Source organism: Nocardia brasiliensis, from assembly GCF_042691675.1.
GTDB classification, from domain to species: Bacteria; Actinomycetota; Actinomycetes; order Mycobacteriales; family Mycobacteriaceae; genus Nocardia; species Nocardia brasiliensis_D.
On sequence record NZ_CP170507.1, the window covers coordinates 8,292,276 to 8,308,164 of the forward strand.

The 15,889-nt window shown below is 67.5% G+C and carries 13 protein-coding genes; 4 read left to right on the forward strand and 9 right to left on the reverse strand.

Annotated elements, in window-relative coordinates; genetic code table 11:
• Positions 1 to 41 precede the first annotated feature (41 nt).
• The 5 genes from ACFK0J_RS38260 to dnaK all read right to left on the reverse strand — a co-directional run bounded on the left by ACFK0J_RS38260 (position 42) and on the right by dnaK (position 5,996).
• Positions 42 to 1,211, reverse strand: a complete 1,170-nt coding sequence (locus ACFK0J_RS38260) for an FAD-binding oxidoreductase (protein ID WP_378734541.1) — start codon at positions 1,209 to 1,211, stop codon at positions 42 to 44.
• Between the two features lie 569 nt (positions 1,212 to 1,780).
• Entirely contained in the window at positions 1,781 to 2,185 is a 405-nt protein-coding gene (locus ACFK0J_RS38265; RefSeq protein WP_378734543.1) for a heat shock protein transcriptional repressor HspR, read from the reverse strand.
• Positions 2,185 to 3,342, reverse strand: coding sequence for a molecular chaperone DnaJ (gene dnaJ, locus ACFK0J_RS38270; protein WP_378734545.1), 1,158 nt, complete (start codon positions 3,340 to 3,342; stop codon positions 2,185 to 2,187). Before dnaJ ends, ACFK0J_RS38265 begins: the two co-directional genes overlap by 1 nt.
• Positions 3,343 to 3,441: 99 nt before the next feature.
• A complete protein-coding gene (gene grpE / locus ACFK0J_RS38275) occupies positions 3,442 to 4,152 on the reverse strand; it encodes a nucleotide exchange factor GrpE (protein ID WP_378734547.1) in 711 nt (236 codons plus the stop codon).
• Positions 4,149 to 5,996: a molecular chaperone DnaK gene (gene dnaK, locus ACFK0J_RS38280; protein WP_378734549.1), complete on the reverse strand. Its 1,848-nt coding sequence runs from the start codon at positions 5,994 to 5,996 to the stop codon at positions 4,149 to 4,151. Before dnaK ends, grpE begins: the two co-directional genes overlap by 4 nt.
• Before the next feature lie 307 nt (positions 5,997 to 6,303).
• Here dnaK and ACFK0J_RS38285 point away from each other — a divergent pair, with 307 nt between their 5' ends.
• On the forward strand, positions 6,304 to 7,950 hold the full coding sequence (locus tag ACFK0J_RS38285) for an FAD-binding oxidoreductase (protein ID WP_378734551.1): 1,647 nt from the start codon (positions 6,304 to 6,306) through the stop codon (positions 7,948 to 7,950).
• A 110-nt stretch (positions 7,951 to 8,060) separates the two neighbouring features.
• Here ACFK0J_RS38285 and ACFK0J_RS38290 read toward each other — a convergent pair whose 3' ends face one another.
• Positions 8,061 to 9,500 (reverse strand): MFS transporter, encoded by a 1,440-nt coding sequence (locus tag ACFK0J_RS38290; RefSeq protein WP_378734553.1) that lies wholly within the window; start codon positions 9,498 to 9,500, stop codon positions 8,061 to 8,063.
• Between the two features lie 87 nt (positions 9,501 to 9,587).
• Between ACFK0J_RS38290 and ACFK0J_RS38295 the strand changes: the two genes are divergently transcribed.
• From ACFK0J_RS38295 to ACFK0J_RS38305, 3 genes are all read left to right on the forward strand, one after another.
• On the forward strand, positions 9,588 to 10,028 hold the full coding sequence (locus ACFK0J_RS38295; protein WP_378734555.1) for a winged helix-turn-helix transcriptional regulator: 441 nt from the start codon (positions 9,588 to 9,590) through the stop codon (positions 10,026 to 10,028).
• A 30-nt stretch (positions 10,029 to 10,058) separates the two neighbouring features.
• Entirely contained in the window at positions 10,059 to 11,219 is a 1,161-nt protein-coding gene (locus ACFK0J_RS38300; protein WP_378734557.1) for a zinc-binding dehydrogenase, read from the forward strand.
• A 187-nt stretch (positions 11,220 to 11,406) separates the two neighbouring features.
• On the forward strand, positions 11,407 to 11,688 hold the full coding sequence (locus tag ACFK0J_RS38305) for a helix-turn-helix domain-containing protein (protein WP_378734559.1): 282 nt from the start codon (positions 11,407 to 11,409) through the stop codon (positions 11,686 to 11,688).
• 19 nt (positions 11,689 to 11,707) lie between these two features.
• Here ACFK0J_RS38305 and ACFK0J_RS38310 read toward each other — a convergent pair whose 3' ends face one another.
• The 3 genes from ACFK0J_RS38310 to ACFK0J_RS38320 form a co-directional block, all read right to left on the reverse strand.
• Positions 11,708 to 12,352 carry an endonuclease gene (locus ACFK0J_RS38310; RefSeq protein ID WP_378734561.1) on the reverse strand — a complete coding sequence of 215 codons (645 nt, stop codon included), beginning with the start codon at positions 12,350 to 12,352 and terminating at the stop codon, positions 11,708 to 11,710.
• Between the two features lie 73 nt (positions 12,353 to 12,425).
• Positions 12,426 to 13,979 carry a dynamin family protein gene (locus ACFK0J_RS38315; RefSeq protein ID WP_378734563.1) on the reverse strand — a complete coding sequence of 518 codons (1,554 nt, stop codon included), beginning with the start codon at positions 13,977 to 13,979 and terminating at the stop codon, positions 12,426 to 12,428.
• Positions 13,976 to 15,838, reverse strand: coding sequence for a dynamin family protein (locus ACFK0J_RS38320; RefSeq protein ID WP_378743314.1), 1,863 nt, complete (start codon positions 15,836 to 15,838; stop codon positions 13,976 to 13,978). Before ACFK0J_RS38320 ends, ACFK0J_RS38315 begins: the two co-directional genes overlap by 4 nt.
• Between the last annotated feature and the right edge of the window lie 51 nt (positions 15,839 to 15,889).

Consider the following 15,889-nt stretch of genomic DNA (forward strand, 5'->3'; position numbering starts at 1 on the left):
AGTCCGGGATAACGGGAGGGGTCGAAATCCCGGACGGCCGGTCAGAACAGGGGGTCGTGGCGGATGTTCTTGGTGAGCGTCCCCGCGGCCATCATGCGGAACTTGGTGGTCTGCACCATCGAGGGCGAGCCGACGATCTGCACATCCCGGTCGGCCCAGGCGCCGAAGCTGGCGACCACCTTGCCGATCTGGCCGGTCAGCCGTGGCTCCAAGCCCGCGTAGGCGGGCGCCAATTCGCCGGAATCGGTATACCACCAAGGGTTTTCGTCGTGTTCGGTCACCGGCGTCACGGTCAGCCAGCGGTTGGCGACGGCCAGGCTGTTGAGGGTGTCCAGGTCGTAGAGGTCGCACGGATGGTGGCCGCCGACGAACAGGTGCACCTTCGGGTTGGTCCGCCGCTGCGCCATCGCCATCAGTTGGGCGCGTAGCGGCGCGATGCCGGTGCCGCAGCCGACCATCAGCATCTTGCGCTTGGTATTGCGCGGGATGCCGAGGCCGCCGAGCGGGGAGCCGAGCAGCCACTGATCGCCGACGGCGGTCTGGCCGACAATGGCGGAGCTGACCCAGCCACCGAGCACGGCGCGAACGTGGAATTCGATCTCCCCGTTGGCATTCGCGGGCACCGCGGGCGACATGTAGCGCCACATTCGCGGCCGGGACGGGATCTGCACGCTCAGGTATTGACCGGCGGCGTATTGCATCGGCTGGTCCAGCTGCAACCGCACTACGGTCAAATTGCGCAGTACTTCGCGGCGTTCCACGACGGTGCCGGTCCATACCGGCGGGGTGGTTTCCTTCTCCGCGGCACCGATCATGGTGTCGCCGATGATCTTCAGGCCCTCGTCCCACGCCCGGTCGACCTCGTCGGTCCACATTTCGGTGCCGGCGAACACCCGCATGGCGGTCTTCAGCGAGACGGCGACCGCCGTGTAATGCGCAGGTTGCACACCGTATTTGCGATGATCACGCCCGAGCTGGGCAAGGAACGGCAATAACTTGTTCGGCTCCTCGAGCCGGTCCAACGCGTAGGAGATGGCCTTGACAAGGCGATCTCGCTGTGCATCCATGGCTGCTGGGAAGAAATCGCGGACTTGGGGGTAGTCGGTGAATAGGATCGCGTAGAACGATCGCGCTAATTTCTCCGGCCCCCCTTCCTCCGCAGCAACCGCCTTGAACGTAGTTCTGATCAAAGCGACAGTCCGCGAATCCATTTGTGTCACAACCCCATTTCGCACTCGAACACAAACTGTGCCGGCGAGTGTGGTGCTGCGGGACACTCGTCAGCAGCCGTTGCCAAGGAGTGTAGGCGAGGTTTGCCAGCTACGGAATCCTCTGTTTAAACAACAAGCGTGTAATTCCGGTTAAACGAGGACACACGGCGCAAAACGCCGATGAAACAGACTGAAAGACCGTAACAAACGGTTATATCGGTCACAGATACACCGAATATGCAAGACTCGCTGTGAAAGTTTCGCTCCGATAAGAGCTTCGGAGCGACCTCACGGCAACATCGCCGAACGGCCGACGGATTCGACCGAGCAACCGGCATCCGCACCGCCGCCGGGGCGCGCGGTGAAATGTGACGGGTCACCGATCATCGAAACCGGCCGCCCCGCGGCGCTGTCGCGTCCACGTCTCGGCTTACGGTCGGCTACCCTGCGGAAACCACTGCATAGACCCAGCTTCGGGCCCGTGACCTCGGATCACTATGCGTGTACCGAGGCCACGGGCCCGATTGTTTGCCAGCCGTATTCAGTATTGTTGCGCCACGGTTGATCGCTCAAACACCACGGCGATTACGCGGTTTCCACACCACCAGTGCGGTACTGCGTTGCGGCGGCGAAAGATCGGGCCGATAGCCCGCTCGCAGCCGGTCCAGCTCGGCCGATAGTTCGGCGACGCGCTGCTGCAATTCCTCGACCTGGTTGGTGAGTTCGATGATGCGCTTGATGCCCGCCAGATTGACGCCCTCGTCCTGGGACAGCCGCTGCACCTCGCGCAGCAGCTCGACGTCCCTGGCCGAATAGCGTCGCCCGCCGCCCGAAGTGCGTTGTGGGGTAACCAATCCCAGCCGGTCATAGGTGCGCAAGGTCTGCGCGTGCATGCCCGCCAGCTGGGCCGCCACCGAGATCATGAAGAACTCGGCACGCGACCCGCCGGACGCCTGCTTCGGATCATTGGACATCAAGCACCTGCCCATCCTGCCCGTGGATCGAATCCGCTGGCCTTCTCCGCCTCCGCATAGCGCCGTAGCGCCTCGGCCGCATTGTCGTCCAGTTTCTGCGGTACCGCGACCTTGACGGTGACCAGCAGGTCACCGGCGCCGCCGCCGCGCTTGGGCACGCCACGGCCGCGCACCCGGAGGATGCGGCCGTCCGCGGTGCCCGGAGGCACCTTGACGCCGACACGCCCGTCCAGGGTCGGCACGGAAACCGTTGTGCCGAGCACCAATTCGCTGTAGCTGACCGGCAACACCAGGGTCAGGTCGTCGCCGTTGCGGCCGAAGACCTTGTCCTGGCTGACGTGCACGCTGACGAACAGGTCACCCGAAGGCGCCCCGCGCAGGCCCGCCTCGCCCTGTCCGGCCAGCCGAATCCGTTGTCCGTCACTGACTCCCGGCGGAATCCGCACCGTGATGGTGCGCGTGCGGTTCTGGATGCCGCTGCCGTGGCAGTCGACGCACGGGTCGTCGATGATCGAGCCGGTGCCCCGGCAGTCGTCGCACGGCTCGCTGAAGCCGAACGCGCCCTGGTTGCGGCTGACCACGCCGGTTCCGTTGCAGTGCGGACACACTCGCGGGCTGGTACCCGGCTTGGCGCCGCTGCCGTGACACGTGGTACACGGCGACGGACTGGTCATCCGCAGCGGAACCGTGACGCCCTGCGCGGCCTCCCGGAAACCGAGGGTCGTCTCGGTCTCCACGTCGGCCCCACGCCGCGGCCGGCTGGTGGTGCGGGTGCCGCCCCGGTTGAACAGGCCGCCGAGCAGGTCACCGAGGCCACCGTCGCCGGCGCTCGCGCCGCCGAAGATGTCGCCGATGTTGAAGTCCTGCGAGAAGCCACCGCCCGCACCGGGGGTGAACCCGCCGCGCGGGTATCCGCCACCCGCGAACAGCTTGCGGGTTTCGTCGTACTCTTTGCGCTTGGCCGGATCCGACAGCACCGCGTGCGCTTCGCTGACGGTCTTGAACCGCTCCTCGGCTTTGGTATCACCGGGATTGGCGTCCGGATGCAGGTCGCGAGCGAGCTTGCGGTACGCCTTCTTGATCTCGTCCTGCGAGGCAGTGGAGGAGACACCCAGCTCTTTGTAGAAGTCCTTTTCGATCCACTCCCGTTGACTCACCGGATATCTCCTCCTCTCGCAGTGTCAGATGTGCGGCGTTCGCGCGGCCTTCGGAGGTCGCGCTGCGCTACCGCCGGCCCCGACGCTCGCGCCGCGACCTCAGTGTTTGTTCGCGTCGGCATCAGCGTCCGATGCCTCTGCCTGATCGGCTGCGGGCTGCTCGTCCACACCCTGATCTGCCGCGCCATCGGTGACCCCGACGAGCGCGTGCCGAAGCACCCGTTCGCCGAACCGATAGCCCTTACGCATGACGACGCCGATCACCGGATCGTGCCCGGAACCCTCGTGCTGCACGGCCTCGTGCAGGGTCGGGTCGAAAGGCTCACCCGCCGAACCGAATTCCTCCAGTCCCTGCTTGTGCAGCGCGGTGGCCAGCTTGTCGGCCACCGACTTGAGCGGTCCGGCGTCCAGGTCTCCGTGCGCCCTGGCCCGATCGAGATCGTCGAGCACGCCGAGCAATTCGGTGACCACGGCGGCCTTGGCGGTGTCGATCGCGGTCTTCCGGTCGCGTTCGACCCGGCGCCGGTAGTTGGCGTATTCCGCGGTCAGCCGCTGCAGGTCGGCGGTGCGCTCGGCGAGCTCGCCGCTGATGGTGTCGGCCAGGACGTCCGCCCCGGCCGCACCGTTTCCGCCGTCCGGCTCGGGCCCCGCGGCGGCACCGTCGGCCGCCGCGGGCTCACGCACGTCACCCGGCTGCGCCGGCTGGTCGCTGCGCGGGTTCCGCTCCTCCGGATCAATCTTGCGATTGTCCACGAAGGTGATCGGCTCTTGCTCGGAGTCGCGCTGCTCCGAATTGTTGCCGTGGGTCACTTCTTCTCCGTGTCGACCGGTTCATCCACAACTTCGGCATCCACGACCTGGTCGTCGGCGTCGGTGGCCGACGAGCCATTGGTCGACGCGGCCGCATCACTGGCGGACGCCTCGTAGATGGCCTGGCCCAGTGCCTGCGACTCGGTCGCCAACTTCTCGACGGCCGCCTTGACCGCGGCGATGTCGGTGCCCTTGAGCGCCTCGTTCGCCTCGGCGATGGCCGCCTCGACCTTGGACTTGATGTCCGAGGGGACCTTGTCCTCGTTGTCCTTGATGAACTTCTCGGTCTGGTGCACCAGCGACTCGGCCTGGTTGCGGGTCTCGGCCTCCTCGCGGCGGGCCTTGTCCTCGGCGGCGTGCGCCTCGGCGTCCTTGACCATCCGGTCGATCTCCTCCTTGGACAGGCCGGAGCCGTCCTGGATCTTGATCGTGTTCTCCTTGCCGGTGCCCTTGTCCTTCGCGGTCACGTGCACGATGCCGTTGGCGTCGATGTCGAAGGTGACCTCGATCTGCGGCACGCCGCGCGGGGCCGGCGGGATGCCGGTCAGCTCGAAGGAGCCGAGCAGCTTGTTGTGCGAGGCGATCTCGCGCTCACCCTGGAACACCTGGATCTGCACCGACGGCTGGTTGTCGTCGGCCGTGGTGAAGGTCTCCGAACGCTTGGTCGGGATGGTGGTGTTGCGCTCGATGAGCTTGGTCATCACGCCACCCTTGGTCTCGATGCCCAGCGACAGCGGGGTCACATCGAGCAGCAGGACGTCCTTGACCTCACCCTTGAGCACACCGGCCTGCAGCGCGGCGCCGACGGCGACGACCTCGTCCGGGTTCACGCCCTTGTTCGGCTCACGACCACCGGTCAGTTCCTTGACCAGGTCGGAAACGGCGGGCATACGGGTGGAGCCACCGACGAGCACGACGTGGTCGATGTCGGCGACGTTGATGCCCGCGTCCTTGATCACGGACTGGAACGGCGCACGGGTGCGGTCGAGCAGGTCCGAGGTGATCTTCTGGAATTCGGCCCGGGTCAGCTGCTCGTCGAGGAACAACGGGTTCTTGTCCGCGTCGACAGTGATGTAGGGCAGGTTGATCGAGGTGCTCTGCGAGGAGCTGAGCTCGATCTTCGCCTTCTCGGCGGCCTCACGCAGCCGCTGCATCGCCATCTTGTCCTTGGTCAGATCGATGCCGGCACTGGCCTTGAACTTGTCGACCAGCCAGGCGACGACGCGCTCGTCCCAGTCGTCACCACCGAGGTGGTTGTCGCCGGAGGTGGCGCGGACCTCGACGACGCCCTCGCCGATTTCCAGCAGCGAGACGTCGAAGGTGCCGCCACCGAGGTCGAAGACCAGGATGGTCTGTTCCTTGTCGCCCTTGTCCAAGCCGTACGCCAGCGCGGCCGCGGTGGGCTCGTTGACGATGCGCAGCACGTTCAGGCCCGCGATCTGGCCGGCTTCCTTGGTGGCCTGCCGCTGGGCGTCCTCGAAGTACGCGGGAACGGTGATGACGGCGTCGGTGATCTCCTCACCGAGGTAGGCCTCCGCGTCGCGCTTCAGCTTCATCAGAGTGCGCGCGCTGATTTCCTGCGGGGTGTACTTCTTGCCATCGATCTCGACGGACCAGTCGGTGCCGATGTGGCGCTTGACCGAGCGAATGGTGCGGTCGACGTTGGTGACGGCCTGGTTCTTGGCCGGCTGGCCGACCAGTACCTCGCCGTTCTTCGCGAAGGCGACGATCGACGGGGTGGTGCGCGATCCTTCCGAGTTGGCGACGACGACCGGTTCTCCGCCTTCGAGTACGGCGACGACCGAGTTCGTGGTCCCGAGGTCGATTCCGACCGCACGAGCCATTGTTGTTCCTCCTATTTGACGTACTTATGGGTGTCGGTGCCGGGCGAATGTCGCCCTGCGGTCAGGTCTCCCTGTGCCGCGGGACCTCGCCCCAAGCACCCGACGGAGCACGGTCCCAGCAACGCTGAGCGTGGTCGGCTCAATCCTGCCCTCGATTATCCCCGAGGTCAACTCAAACTTGAGTCCGACACACTCAATGTTGTCGAATAGCTCAACGGCTGACCGGCGCGGATCATTCCCGAACCGGGGCACAAATCTGGTCCGTTGCGATTTCGACACCGGGCCGAGCCGGACGACTCATGGTGCAATGGCACGCGCGGCGGGTGTGAGCCCGGCGGAGAGGAGTTGCCCAGTGTCTGCGAAGACGCGGTCATGGTGGGGTTGGTGGAATGTCGAGGATGCGGTGGTCGGGGCGGAGCGGGCGGCGCTGACGGCGCGGGTCGCGGCGATCCTGCCCGGCGCCGATCTGACCCCGCACGAGCCACCGGCCATCGCCTCGCTCGCGCTGCCGGAACCGCGGATCGCCGCGCCGGACGCGCTGGCCGGGCTGGTTTCGGTGGACCCGGCCGATCGTGCGGCGCACGCGCACGGGCAAGCCTTCCGCGATGTGGTGCGGAATCTGCTGGGCGACGTGGGCACTCCGCCCGATCTCGTGGTCCGGCCGCGGCGCGAAGCCGATATCGTCGATGTGCTCGACTGGGCGAGTCGCGCCGATATCGCCGTAATCCCGTTCGGCGGCGGCACTTCCGTGGTGGGCGGCATAGAGCCACGGTTCGACCGTGATTTCGCCGGAGCGGTAAGTCTCGACCTGGGGGCACTCGATCGGGTGCTGGAGATCGATACCACCAGTCGCGCGGCGCGGATTCAGGCCGGGGTGTTCGGGCCGGCGCTGGAAGACCAACTGCGCGAAGCGAAGCTGACCCTGCGGCATTTTCCGCAATCGTTCGAATTCTCCACACTCGGTGGTTGGCTGGCCACCCGGGCCGGTGGGCACTTCGCGACGTTGTATACCCACATCGATGATCTCGTCGAGTCGATGCGGGTGGTGACCCCGGCGGGCATCAGCGAATCTCGCCGGTTACCCGGCTCCGGCGCCGGACCCGCACCCGATCGGATGTTCCTCGGCTCCGAGGGAACCCTCGGCGTGATCACCGAGGCCTGGGTGCGTTTGCAAGACCGGCCGCGTTGGCGCGCAACGGCTTCGGTGCACTTCGACGACTATGGCCACGCGGTCGCCGCTACCCGCGCCATCGCGCAGTCCGGCCTGTACCCGACCAACTGCCGACTGCTCGATCCCGCCGAGGCATTCCTCAACGCGGGCGCGGCGACCGCGGGCGGGGTGCTGGTAATCGGCTTCGAATCCGCGGATCACCCGACGCGCCCCTGGATGGAACGGGCCGTCGACATCGCCGCGGCGCACGGCGGCACGCTGCCGGAACCGGTGCGTTATTCGGATTCGGGCACCGACGCCCGCACCGGCGGGGCCGCCGACACCTGGCGCTCGTCCTTCCTGCGAATGCCCTACCAGCGCGACGCCCTCGCGGCGCAGTCGATGATCACCGAAACCTTCGAAACCGCCTGCACCTGGGACAAATTCGAGACACTGAAAGCCGCCGTGACCACCGCGGCGAACGAGGCGATCCGCGCGGTCGGCGCGACCGGCGTGGTCACCTGCCGGTTCACCCACGTCTATCCGGACGGTCCCGCACCCTATTTCGGCATCTACGCCGCCGGGCGGTGGGGCAGCACGGTTGCCCAGTGGGATGAGATCAAAACCGCTGTCTCGGAGGCACTGTCGGCAGCGGGCGGCACCATCACGCACCATCACGCGGTGGGCCGGGACCACCGGCCGTGGTACGACCGGCAGCGCCCGGAACCGTTCGCGCTCGCATTGCGTGCGGCCAAGTCCGCCCTCGACCCGGCAGGAATTCTGAATCCTGGTGTGCTGCTCTGATTCGGCGGCTCACTCGAACGTGTCCGCGATTCGGGTGAATGCCGAGATCGAGCCGGAAGACTCCGCTGGGTAGTCCCGACTCGATCTCGGCCTTCGGCTGAAGCCGACGCTCAGGCGTGGACGAGTTGTTCGGGGGCCGCATCGGTCACTCGAACCGCACCGCGGCGCAGGCCGGTCGCGGCGATCACGCTCGCCAGGACCGCGGCGACGACCGGAACGATCAGCGCGGTGCGCAACCCATCCATCCCGACCTTGCCCGCGTCGACCGCCGCCACATTCACGGCGGTCACCACCGAAATGCCCAGCGCCGCGCCGAATTGGATTGCGGTGTAGAGCAATCCACCGGCCAAGCCGTGCTCCTCGGCCGCGATATCGTCGGTACCCGCGATCGTCAGCGGACCGTAGACGAGGGCGAAGGCGATCGCCAGCAGCAGCATCGTCGGAAGCATCGCGAGGTACGCCCGGTCGAGATCGGTCGGCAGGAACAGCGCGTAAGCCAGCGCCGCGATCACCGCACCACCGAGGATCACCCGCACATTGCCGAACTTGCGCACGAACCAGGGCGTCAGCAGCGGCGCCAGCACGGCGTCCAGGCCGAGCACCGCCATCGCCAGGCCGGTCTGCACCGTGCTCCAGCCCCGCAACTCCTGGAAGTACAGCGTCGCCAGAAACTGGAACCCCATGAACGAACCGATGAACAGCACCGCGACCAGATTCGTGCGCACCAGCGAAGCCGACCGCAGGATGCCGAGCCGGACCAGCGGTGCGGTGGCGCGCCGCTCGTTCACGATGAACAGTGCCAGCACCGCCGCACCCGCGAGGAAGGTCGCGGCGGTCAGTGCCGGACCGTCACCGGGGTGTTCCAGCCGGACGACGCCATAGACGAGCAGCAGCATCGCACCGGTCACGCCGAGCGCGCCGAGCAGATCGAAGCCGCCCCGAACGCGTTCCGGCACACCGGAATCCCGGACAAGCGCGAACGCCGCCACCAACAGCACGGCCGAAACCAGCACCGGAACGAAGAACACCCAGCGCCAGCCGAACGCGGTCAACAGTCCACCGACCACCATGCCGAGCGAGAAACCGCCCGCCGCGACACCCGCGTAGAACATCAGCGCCTTGTCCCGCACCCGGCCCGCAGCGAAGTTCGTGGTGATCAGGGATAGTCCGGCGGGTGCGAGGAAGGCCGCGGCCACCCCGGTCACGAAACGGGCGGTCAACAGCATCCACCCGGTGGTAGCGAAGCCGCCGAGGCCGGAGAAGACAAGGAATACGGTCAGCCAGAACAGGAACATCCGCCGGCGGCCGAGCAGGTCGGCGGCGCGGCCGCCGAGCAGCACGAATCCGCCGTAGCCGAGCACGTAGGCGGACACCACACCGCTGAGCATCCCGGTGGACAGGCCGAGTTCGGCCCGGATCGACGGCAGCGCCACATTGAGCATCGCGACATCGATGCCCTCCAGGAATATCGCACCGCACAACACCGCGAGCACGCCCCAGGCCCGGCCGGACATCTCCGTAAAGACCTCGGCGGCTCTGGATTTCACCATCACGACTCCCCAAACAGACTAGGTTCCCCACAGTGGGGTCGGTTACCTCTTGATACCGAGGGCAAGTCTGGGGCAGAATCGACCACCATGGAAGAAGGCACTTCGAAGTCACCGGGGCACTGCGGGGATACCGCCGCTGACTACGACGTTCTCCAGTGGGACACCAGGGTCGACTGCGAGGTGCGCCAGATCCTCGATCGCGTCGCCGACAAATGGTCGCTACTGGTGATCGCGCTGCTGGATCAGCGGAGTCTGCGTTTCACCGAGTTGAAGCGCAAGATCGACGGCGTGAGCCAGCGGATGCTCACCCGCACGCTGCGCCACCTCGAACGCGACGGCCTGGTCGAACGCACTGTGTACCCGACAGTGCCGCCCCGGGTGGACTACGCGCTCACCCCGCTCGGCGCCAGCCTGCACACTACGATCAAGGCACTGGTCACCTGGACCGAGAGCCATCAGAACGAAATCGCCGCAGCCCGTAACGCTTACGACCGCCGCGCCACCGGAGACGCACTCGCGGCCGTCTGATCGCACCATTGTCGATTCGAGGAGTTCGCCATGAGGGCTGCCGTCGTCACCAACGCCGAATTCGAGGTCACCGACCTGCCGACGCCGGTACCGGGGCGCGGGCAGGTGCTGATCAACGTATCGCGGTGCGGCATCTGCGGTTCCGATCTGCATGCCCGCACCCATGCCGACGAGATGGCGGACCTGGCCGTGGCCACCGGCTACGACGCGTTCATGCGGGCCGAGCAGCGGGTGGTGCTCGGACACGAATTCAGTGGTGAGGTAGTCGAATACGGGCCGGGCTGCCGGAAGCGCTGGAAGCCGGGCACGCCGGTGGTGGCGCTGCCGATCGTGCGGCACGGCAAGCAGCCGCACCTGACCGGTCTGTCGGCCCAGGCGCCCGGCGCCTATGCCGAGCAGGTGGTGGTCCAGGAATCGATGACCATGCCGGTGCCGAACGGACTGTCCGCCGAACATGCCGCGCTCACCGAACCCATGGCGGTGGCCTGGCACGCGGTACGCCGGGGCCGAGTCGGCAAGGGCCAGACCGCATTCGTGATCGGGTGCGGACCCATCGGCCTCGCGGTGATCTGCATGTTGCGGGCAGCGGGCGTGCGCACCGTGGTGGCCAGCGACTTCTCCCCGCGCCGCCGGGAACTCGCGTCCGCGTGCGGCGCGGACGTGGTGGTCGACCCCAACACCGACTCCCCATGGACCGCCGCGCCGGAGCGCGGCCGGATCAAGGGTGTCACCGACATTCTCAGCCTCGGCTTCGACACCATGGACCTGCTGCGCCGCGTCCCGAAGGTGCCCTGGTGGTACGCCTTCCGCTTCGCGCACACCTTGAACGCGGGCCCGTCCGGCCCGGTGATCTTCGAATGTGTCGGTATCCCAGGGATTCTCGACCACATCCTCACCGCGGCACCGCCGCTGTCCCGGGTGGTAGTCGTCGGCGTCTGCATGGAAGCCGACCGCATCCATCCGGCCATGGCCATCAACAAGGAAATCGAACTCCGCTTCGTCCTCGGCTACGACCCCGGCGAATTCCGCGACACCCTGCACATGCTCGCCGACGGCAAGGTAGACCCCACCCCCTTGATCACCGGCACCGTAGGCCTCGACGGCATCGAAACCGCCTTCGCCACCCTCGCCGACCCGGCCCACCACGCCAAAATCCTGATCGACCCGACCAGCACCGCCCGCACCCCCTGATCCGACTGAGCACAGCGACCGTCGGATTTGGTCGATTGCGGCACTCTGTTATACATAATTTTATATAGTCCTGGCTCGTGAAACCGATCAAGTTCGTCGCGACCGCGTTGGACGACCTGGGCATCGCCTTCCAATCCACGGGCTCGAGACCACGTTGAACGGAGCAGATCAAGGAAGGAGAGCGCTGATGACGGACGATACGTTCGCCAGCGTGTGGGATGCGATCGAGGACACCCCACAGGAAGCCGAGAACATGCGGCTGCGGTCACGGCTGATGATCGAACTGACGGAACGGATTACGTCGCAGGGGTGGACACAGATCGCCGCCGCTGACCGGTTGGGTGTGACGCAGCCTCGGGTTTCCGATCTGATGCGCGGCAAAGTTCATTTGTTCAGCTTGGATGCCCTTGTCAACATGGTCACCGCAGCGGGCATGCACGTGGAGATGTCGGTGAGCCCAGCGGCTTGACCGACAGCGCCGATCCGGGTCAGTGGGCGGCGTCGAGGACTTCTTCGGCGAGCTTGTCGTCCAGGGTGATTCGGACCAGGGCGGCGGCCAGGTCGGCGGTGTGGTCTTTCGGGGCGAGGGCGGCGAGCTTGTCCGGGGTGGCGGGGAGCTTGACGCGGTTGGCGCCGCGCAGGGCGCGTTCGTCGAAATGCGGGCGGGCCCATGGCCAGATGTCTTGGACTTCGCGCAGGTAGATGTCGCTGCCGGTGGGGCCGATGCCCTGGAACTGCTGTAGGAGTTGGGCTGCGCGTTGGGGGTCGTGCTCGGCCTCTTCGGCGAGGTTGCGCAAGTCGCCGTCGTACTGGTCGAGGACCTGCGAGGCATTGGCGCCGAGACGGGTGGCGGCGCTCTCGTCGTAGCGGCGGTAGTGGGCGCGACCGAGCGCGTCGACGAGTTCCTGCCAGTCGGCGTCGGCGACCCGCTGCGGGGTGCGATAGCCGCTCGCGACCAACTCGCGGGTCGCGGCCACCGCGATGTCGGCGGAGATTCTGGTGCTCAGCAGCTCGGCGAGCATGAGCAGTTGGAACAATGGCGCGGGCTTGTCGGCCAGCTGAATACCCGCCTCAGCGGCGTACCCCGTCCCGGCCCGGTCCAGCAGCGCGTTCACTACTTTCTGTTGACTCATCGCGGCCTCCTCGTTCGGGTACCGGTCGCGTACCCGACAGCACCGGCTTCACACCGGGTAAGCCACTAGGGACCTACTCGGGCAACAGGCCGAGGGTGCCTTCCGCGCTGCGGGCGGCGGTGAGGCAGGCGGTGCTGGTGAATTGGTCGGCGAGCGGGTGGCGCGCCCGCGCCCGCCATTTGCGGACCGCCGCGACGGCTCGGTCGCGCTGGACCGCGGGTGCGGCATCGACCGGAAGGCCGAGACGCAGGTGCGGCGCGATACCGGAGCCGCCGATGAGGCGGTGCAGTTCGGCGAGATCCGCTGGCGGCAAAGCCAATTCGTCGGTGCGGAGACGGCCTAGCAAGCGAAGCTCGGCGAAACCGTGCACATCGGCGAGGAGGGTGCGCACGCGAGGCAGCAAGGCATCGGCCGCGCTACCCGGGTAGGCGGTCAGCACCCGCGCGAGCGCGGTGAGGGCCGAATGCGCCTTGAGTTGGTCGGCGCGCTGGCCGAATTGGACATCGAGCACCGAACGCAGCTCGTCGACGCCGCTGCGGGCGGTCAATTCCGCGGCCAGCGTGGCGGAGTCGCGCACGCCGAGCCGAATCAGGGTGACCGCCATCCGGATGCCGAACAGGCCGAAGCGTTCCGCGAGCTGGGCCCTGACCTCCGGCGCCACCGGCAACGCGACATCGGGGCGCGCGAAGCGATCCGCGGAGAGCAGTGCCGTGCTCAGCTCGTCGACCGGAACCCCGGCCAGCGCCTCGAACGCGGCGTACTCCTGCTGACGCAGCGTGGCCGCGGCGAACGCGAGCAGTCCCGCCACCGGAATCACCGCCTGGCACAGGCCCGTTCGTTCCAGTTCACCGGCGAAGCGGGTCGCGACCTCACGCGCCGAATGCAAGGCGTCGATCCGTCCCGCGCCGATTTCGTCCGCCCTGGAGACCACGCCGACGACGCCGAGCGGGCCCGGCAGGCCGGAAAGTCCCGGTGCGGCACTGGTTCCGGCGCCTACCCGCTCGAGGAACCGGACGTCGGCCGCGTCCAACCGGCGCAACAAGTACACGACTGCGTCGGCGCCCGGAACCGCGATGCTCTGCTCGGCTTGCTCCAGATCCGCACCCGGCGTGAGCAGGCGGGCAGTGCGCCGCGACACCTCACGCGACAGCGAGGACGTGCCAGGAGTGTCGATGATCGTCGTGTGCGCCAGGGCCGCCGCGGGCCATTCCACCTCGAGGTGATCGACCTCGCGCGGTGCGGGCGCGTTCCAGTTCAGCCCGTCCAGGTCGAAAGTCAGGCCGTGCGTGCCACTGCCCCGGCGCACCACTACATTCGCCCGAGCACCGTCGCCCGCGTGCGCCGTCACGCTGGGCGTGGAACCGTAGCGGTACCAAGTGACCACCCTGGTGCACTCGGTCGCATCCGTCGGCGCGATATCTTGTCCGACAAGGGAATTCAGCAGCGTGGACTTACCGGCCTTCAACGATCCGGCCAGCGCGACGCGCAGCGGTTGATCCAACCTGCGGGCGCAATCGGCCAGCAGTGCCCGCGGCCTCGGCTCGCCGGCCAGCGCCGCGCGCGCCGCACCGACCAGCCGATGTGCCTCGGCAACTATCCCCGGCGCCGCGCCGACCTCTCTCCTCACCGGGCAACCGTACCGACGGGCACGCTCGGCAGCGCGGCCTGCATGGCGTCGGCGTATCGGCCCAGCTCAGCGACCACGTGCAGCTGCCGTTCGAGGACGGCGCCGCGCTCGGCCCGGCGGGCATTGGCCATCGTCGCCGCCTCCTGCGCGGCCCGCAGCGAATCGTCGATCGACCGCAGGCTGCGTTCGGCCACCCCCGCGTAGTGGTCGCGCAGCGCCCGGTGGATGCGATGCAACCGGTCCTTGGATTCCTTGCCCGTCTGGAACGCCACGTCGTCGACGAAGCGGCGGACGGCGGCCTTCGCCTCGTTGCGGCGCCGGGCCAGCCGGGCCTGCTTGTCGTCGCGGAACGCCTTGCCACCCACCACTAGTCCGGCACCGAGGGAGATCGGGTTGAGCAGCGCGAGCCCGGCGAACGTGCTGGCCAGCCCGACCATCAGCACGCCGCCGTAGGATCCGCGCATGCCGACCAGCAGTTTGCTGCCGAAGCCGATATCGGGCTCGAGGTCGGCGAGGGTGCCCGCGCCGACATGACTGCCGTCCGCCGAGTCCGGCCGGACGTCCGGCAGATCGGCGGAGCCGACCTCGGTGAAATGCTCGGCGACCCGTTCCGCGAGTTGACGGGCGCGCGAGTGGGTCCACAACAGGTTGTCACCGATCGCCGTATCGATGGTGCCGGTGAGGTATTCGGCAATGCGGTCCCAATGCCTGCCGGGGTCGTGTTCGTCGATCCACTCCTCGGTGGTTCTGGTGATGCCGCGCAACCGATCTCGCAGATCGTGGTCGACGTCGCCGGCCAGGTCGGTGATGCCGTCGGCGAGCGTCTGCTGCCACGCCGCGGTGCGGCGGTGCAGTTCCTCGGCCGATGTCCGCGCCGCTTGCAGTTCCCGGACCGCCGCGGCACCGCGCGCCGGATCGCGCACCGCGACCAGCTCACTGCCCAGCGCCAGCGCCAAATGCTCGGCGGCGGAACGGAGTTCGCGGGCGACCGCGCCGCGGGTAGCGACCTGGTCACGGGCCACCACCTGGTCCCGAAGGAACTGGTAGAGCGGGCCGAAGCCGGACTCGAGGCCCAGTTGCTGGTCCTGCAATCGCAACGCGTGGCTGCGCAGTAGCGACGACACCCCGATCATCGGCACCGCCAGCCCCGCTTTCGCCAGATGCTGCCGGTCAGCCTCATATACCTGCCGCCAATGGGGGTACAGGTCGGTCTTGGTCACCAAAAGCGCCGCGGCGGGGCACAGTTCGTGCACCTGGCGCAGGAACGCGAGTTCCGGTTCGGTGAGTTCGGTGGATGCGTCGGAGAGCACCAGCACCGCGTCGGCCGTCGGCACCATGCTCAGCACGCTTGCCGCATATGAACTTCCGTGTCCGCCTACACCCGGTGTATCGATCAGCACGATGCCGTCGGCGAGCAAGGGATTGGGCACCTGGATTTCCAACCGCAGCACTCGTCGTCCCTGCGCCAGCGGCGAGCGCGCGGTGATGGTCCCGATCTCGTTGATAGGCACCGGAACTCGGGTTTCCGGGCCGCCGGAGTCGCCGTTGGGGCCGGTCAGCACCAACTCCGCTTTCGGTTCGGAGCCGTGCGCGAGCAGGGTGGTGATCGTGGTGGTCACGTCGTCACCCACCGGGCAGATCTCCAGGTTGAGCAACGCGTTGACGAAGCGGCTCTTACCCTGGTCCAGCTGCCCCGCAACGACAATGCGGCGGCGCGGGTCCCGGACGCGATCGGCCGCGACTTCCAGGCGGCCGACCAGATCGTTGCGACCGGCGGCCTTGGCCGCCGCAATGGTTTCGCCGAGTACCGACAGCAGCGGTATCGCCGGTGGCGTGGCGGGCGGTGCGGGCGTCCCCATCGCGGCGTCGACCTCTTTCAGTGGGAGCAGGACGTTTTTCAATTAGGTCAG

What these genes read in the sequence shown, in the direction of transcription:
- ACFK0J_RS38260 (WP_378734541.1), bottom strand. Translation starts at nt 1,211, where the DNA reads ATGGATTCGCGGACTGTCGCTTTGATCAGAACTACGTTCAAGGCGGTT.
- ACFK0J_RS38265 (WP_378734543.1), bottom strand. Translation starts at nt 2,185, where the DNA reads ATGTCCAATGATCCGAAGCAGGCGTCCGGCGGGTCGCGTGCCGAGTTC.
- dnaK (WP_378734549.1), bottom strand. Translation starts at nt 5,996, where the DNA reads ATGGCTCGTGCGGTCGGAATCGACCTCGGGACCACGAACTCGGTCGTC.
- ACFK0J_RS38285 (WP_378734551.1), top strand. Translation starts at nt 6,304, where the DNA reads ATGGCACGCGCGGCGGGTGTGAGCCCGGCGGAGAGGAGTTGCCCAGTG.
- ACFK0J_RS38290 (WP_378734553.1), bottom strand. Translation starts at nt 9,500, where the DNA reads ATGGTGAAATCCAGAGCCGCCGAGGTCTTTACGGAGATGTCCGGCCGG.
- ACFK0J_RS38295 (WP_378734555.1), top strand. Translation starts at nt 9,588, where the DNA reads ATGGAAGAAGGCACTTCGAAGTCACCGGGGCACTGCGGGGATACCGCC.
- ACFK0J_RS38300 (WP_378734557.1), top strand. Translation starts at nt 10,059, where the DNA reads ATGAGGGCTGCCGTCGTCACCAACGCCGAATTCGAGGTCACCGACCTG.
- ACFK0J_RS38305 (WP_378734559.1), top strand. Translation starts at nt 11,407, where the DNA reads ATGACGGACGATACGTTCGCCAGCGTGTGGGATGCGATCGAGGACACC.
- ACFK0J_RS38310 (WP_378734561.1), bottom strand. Translation starts at nt 12,352, where the DNA reads ATGAGTCAACAGAAAGTAGTGAACGCGCTGCTGGACCGGGCCGGGACG.
- ACFK0J_RS38320 (WP_378743314.1), bottom strand. Translation starts at nt 15,838, where the DNA reads ATGGGGACGCCCGCACCGCCCGCCACGCCACCGGCGATACCGCTGCTG.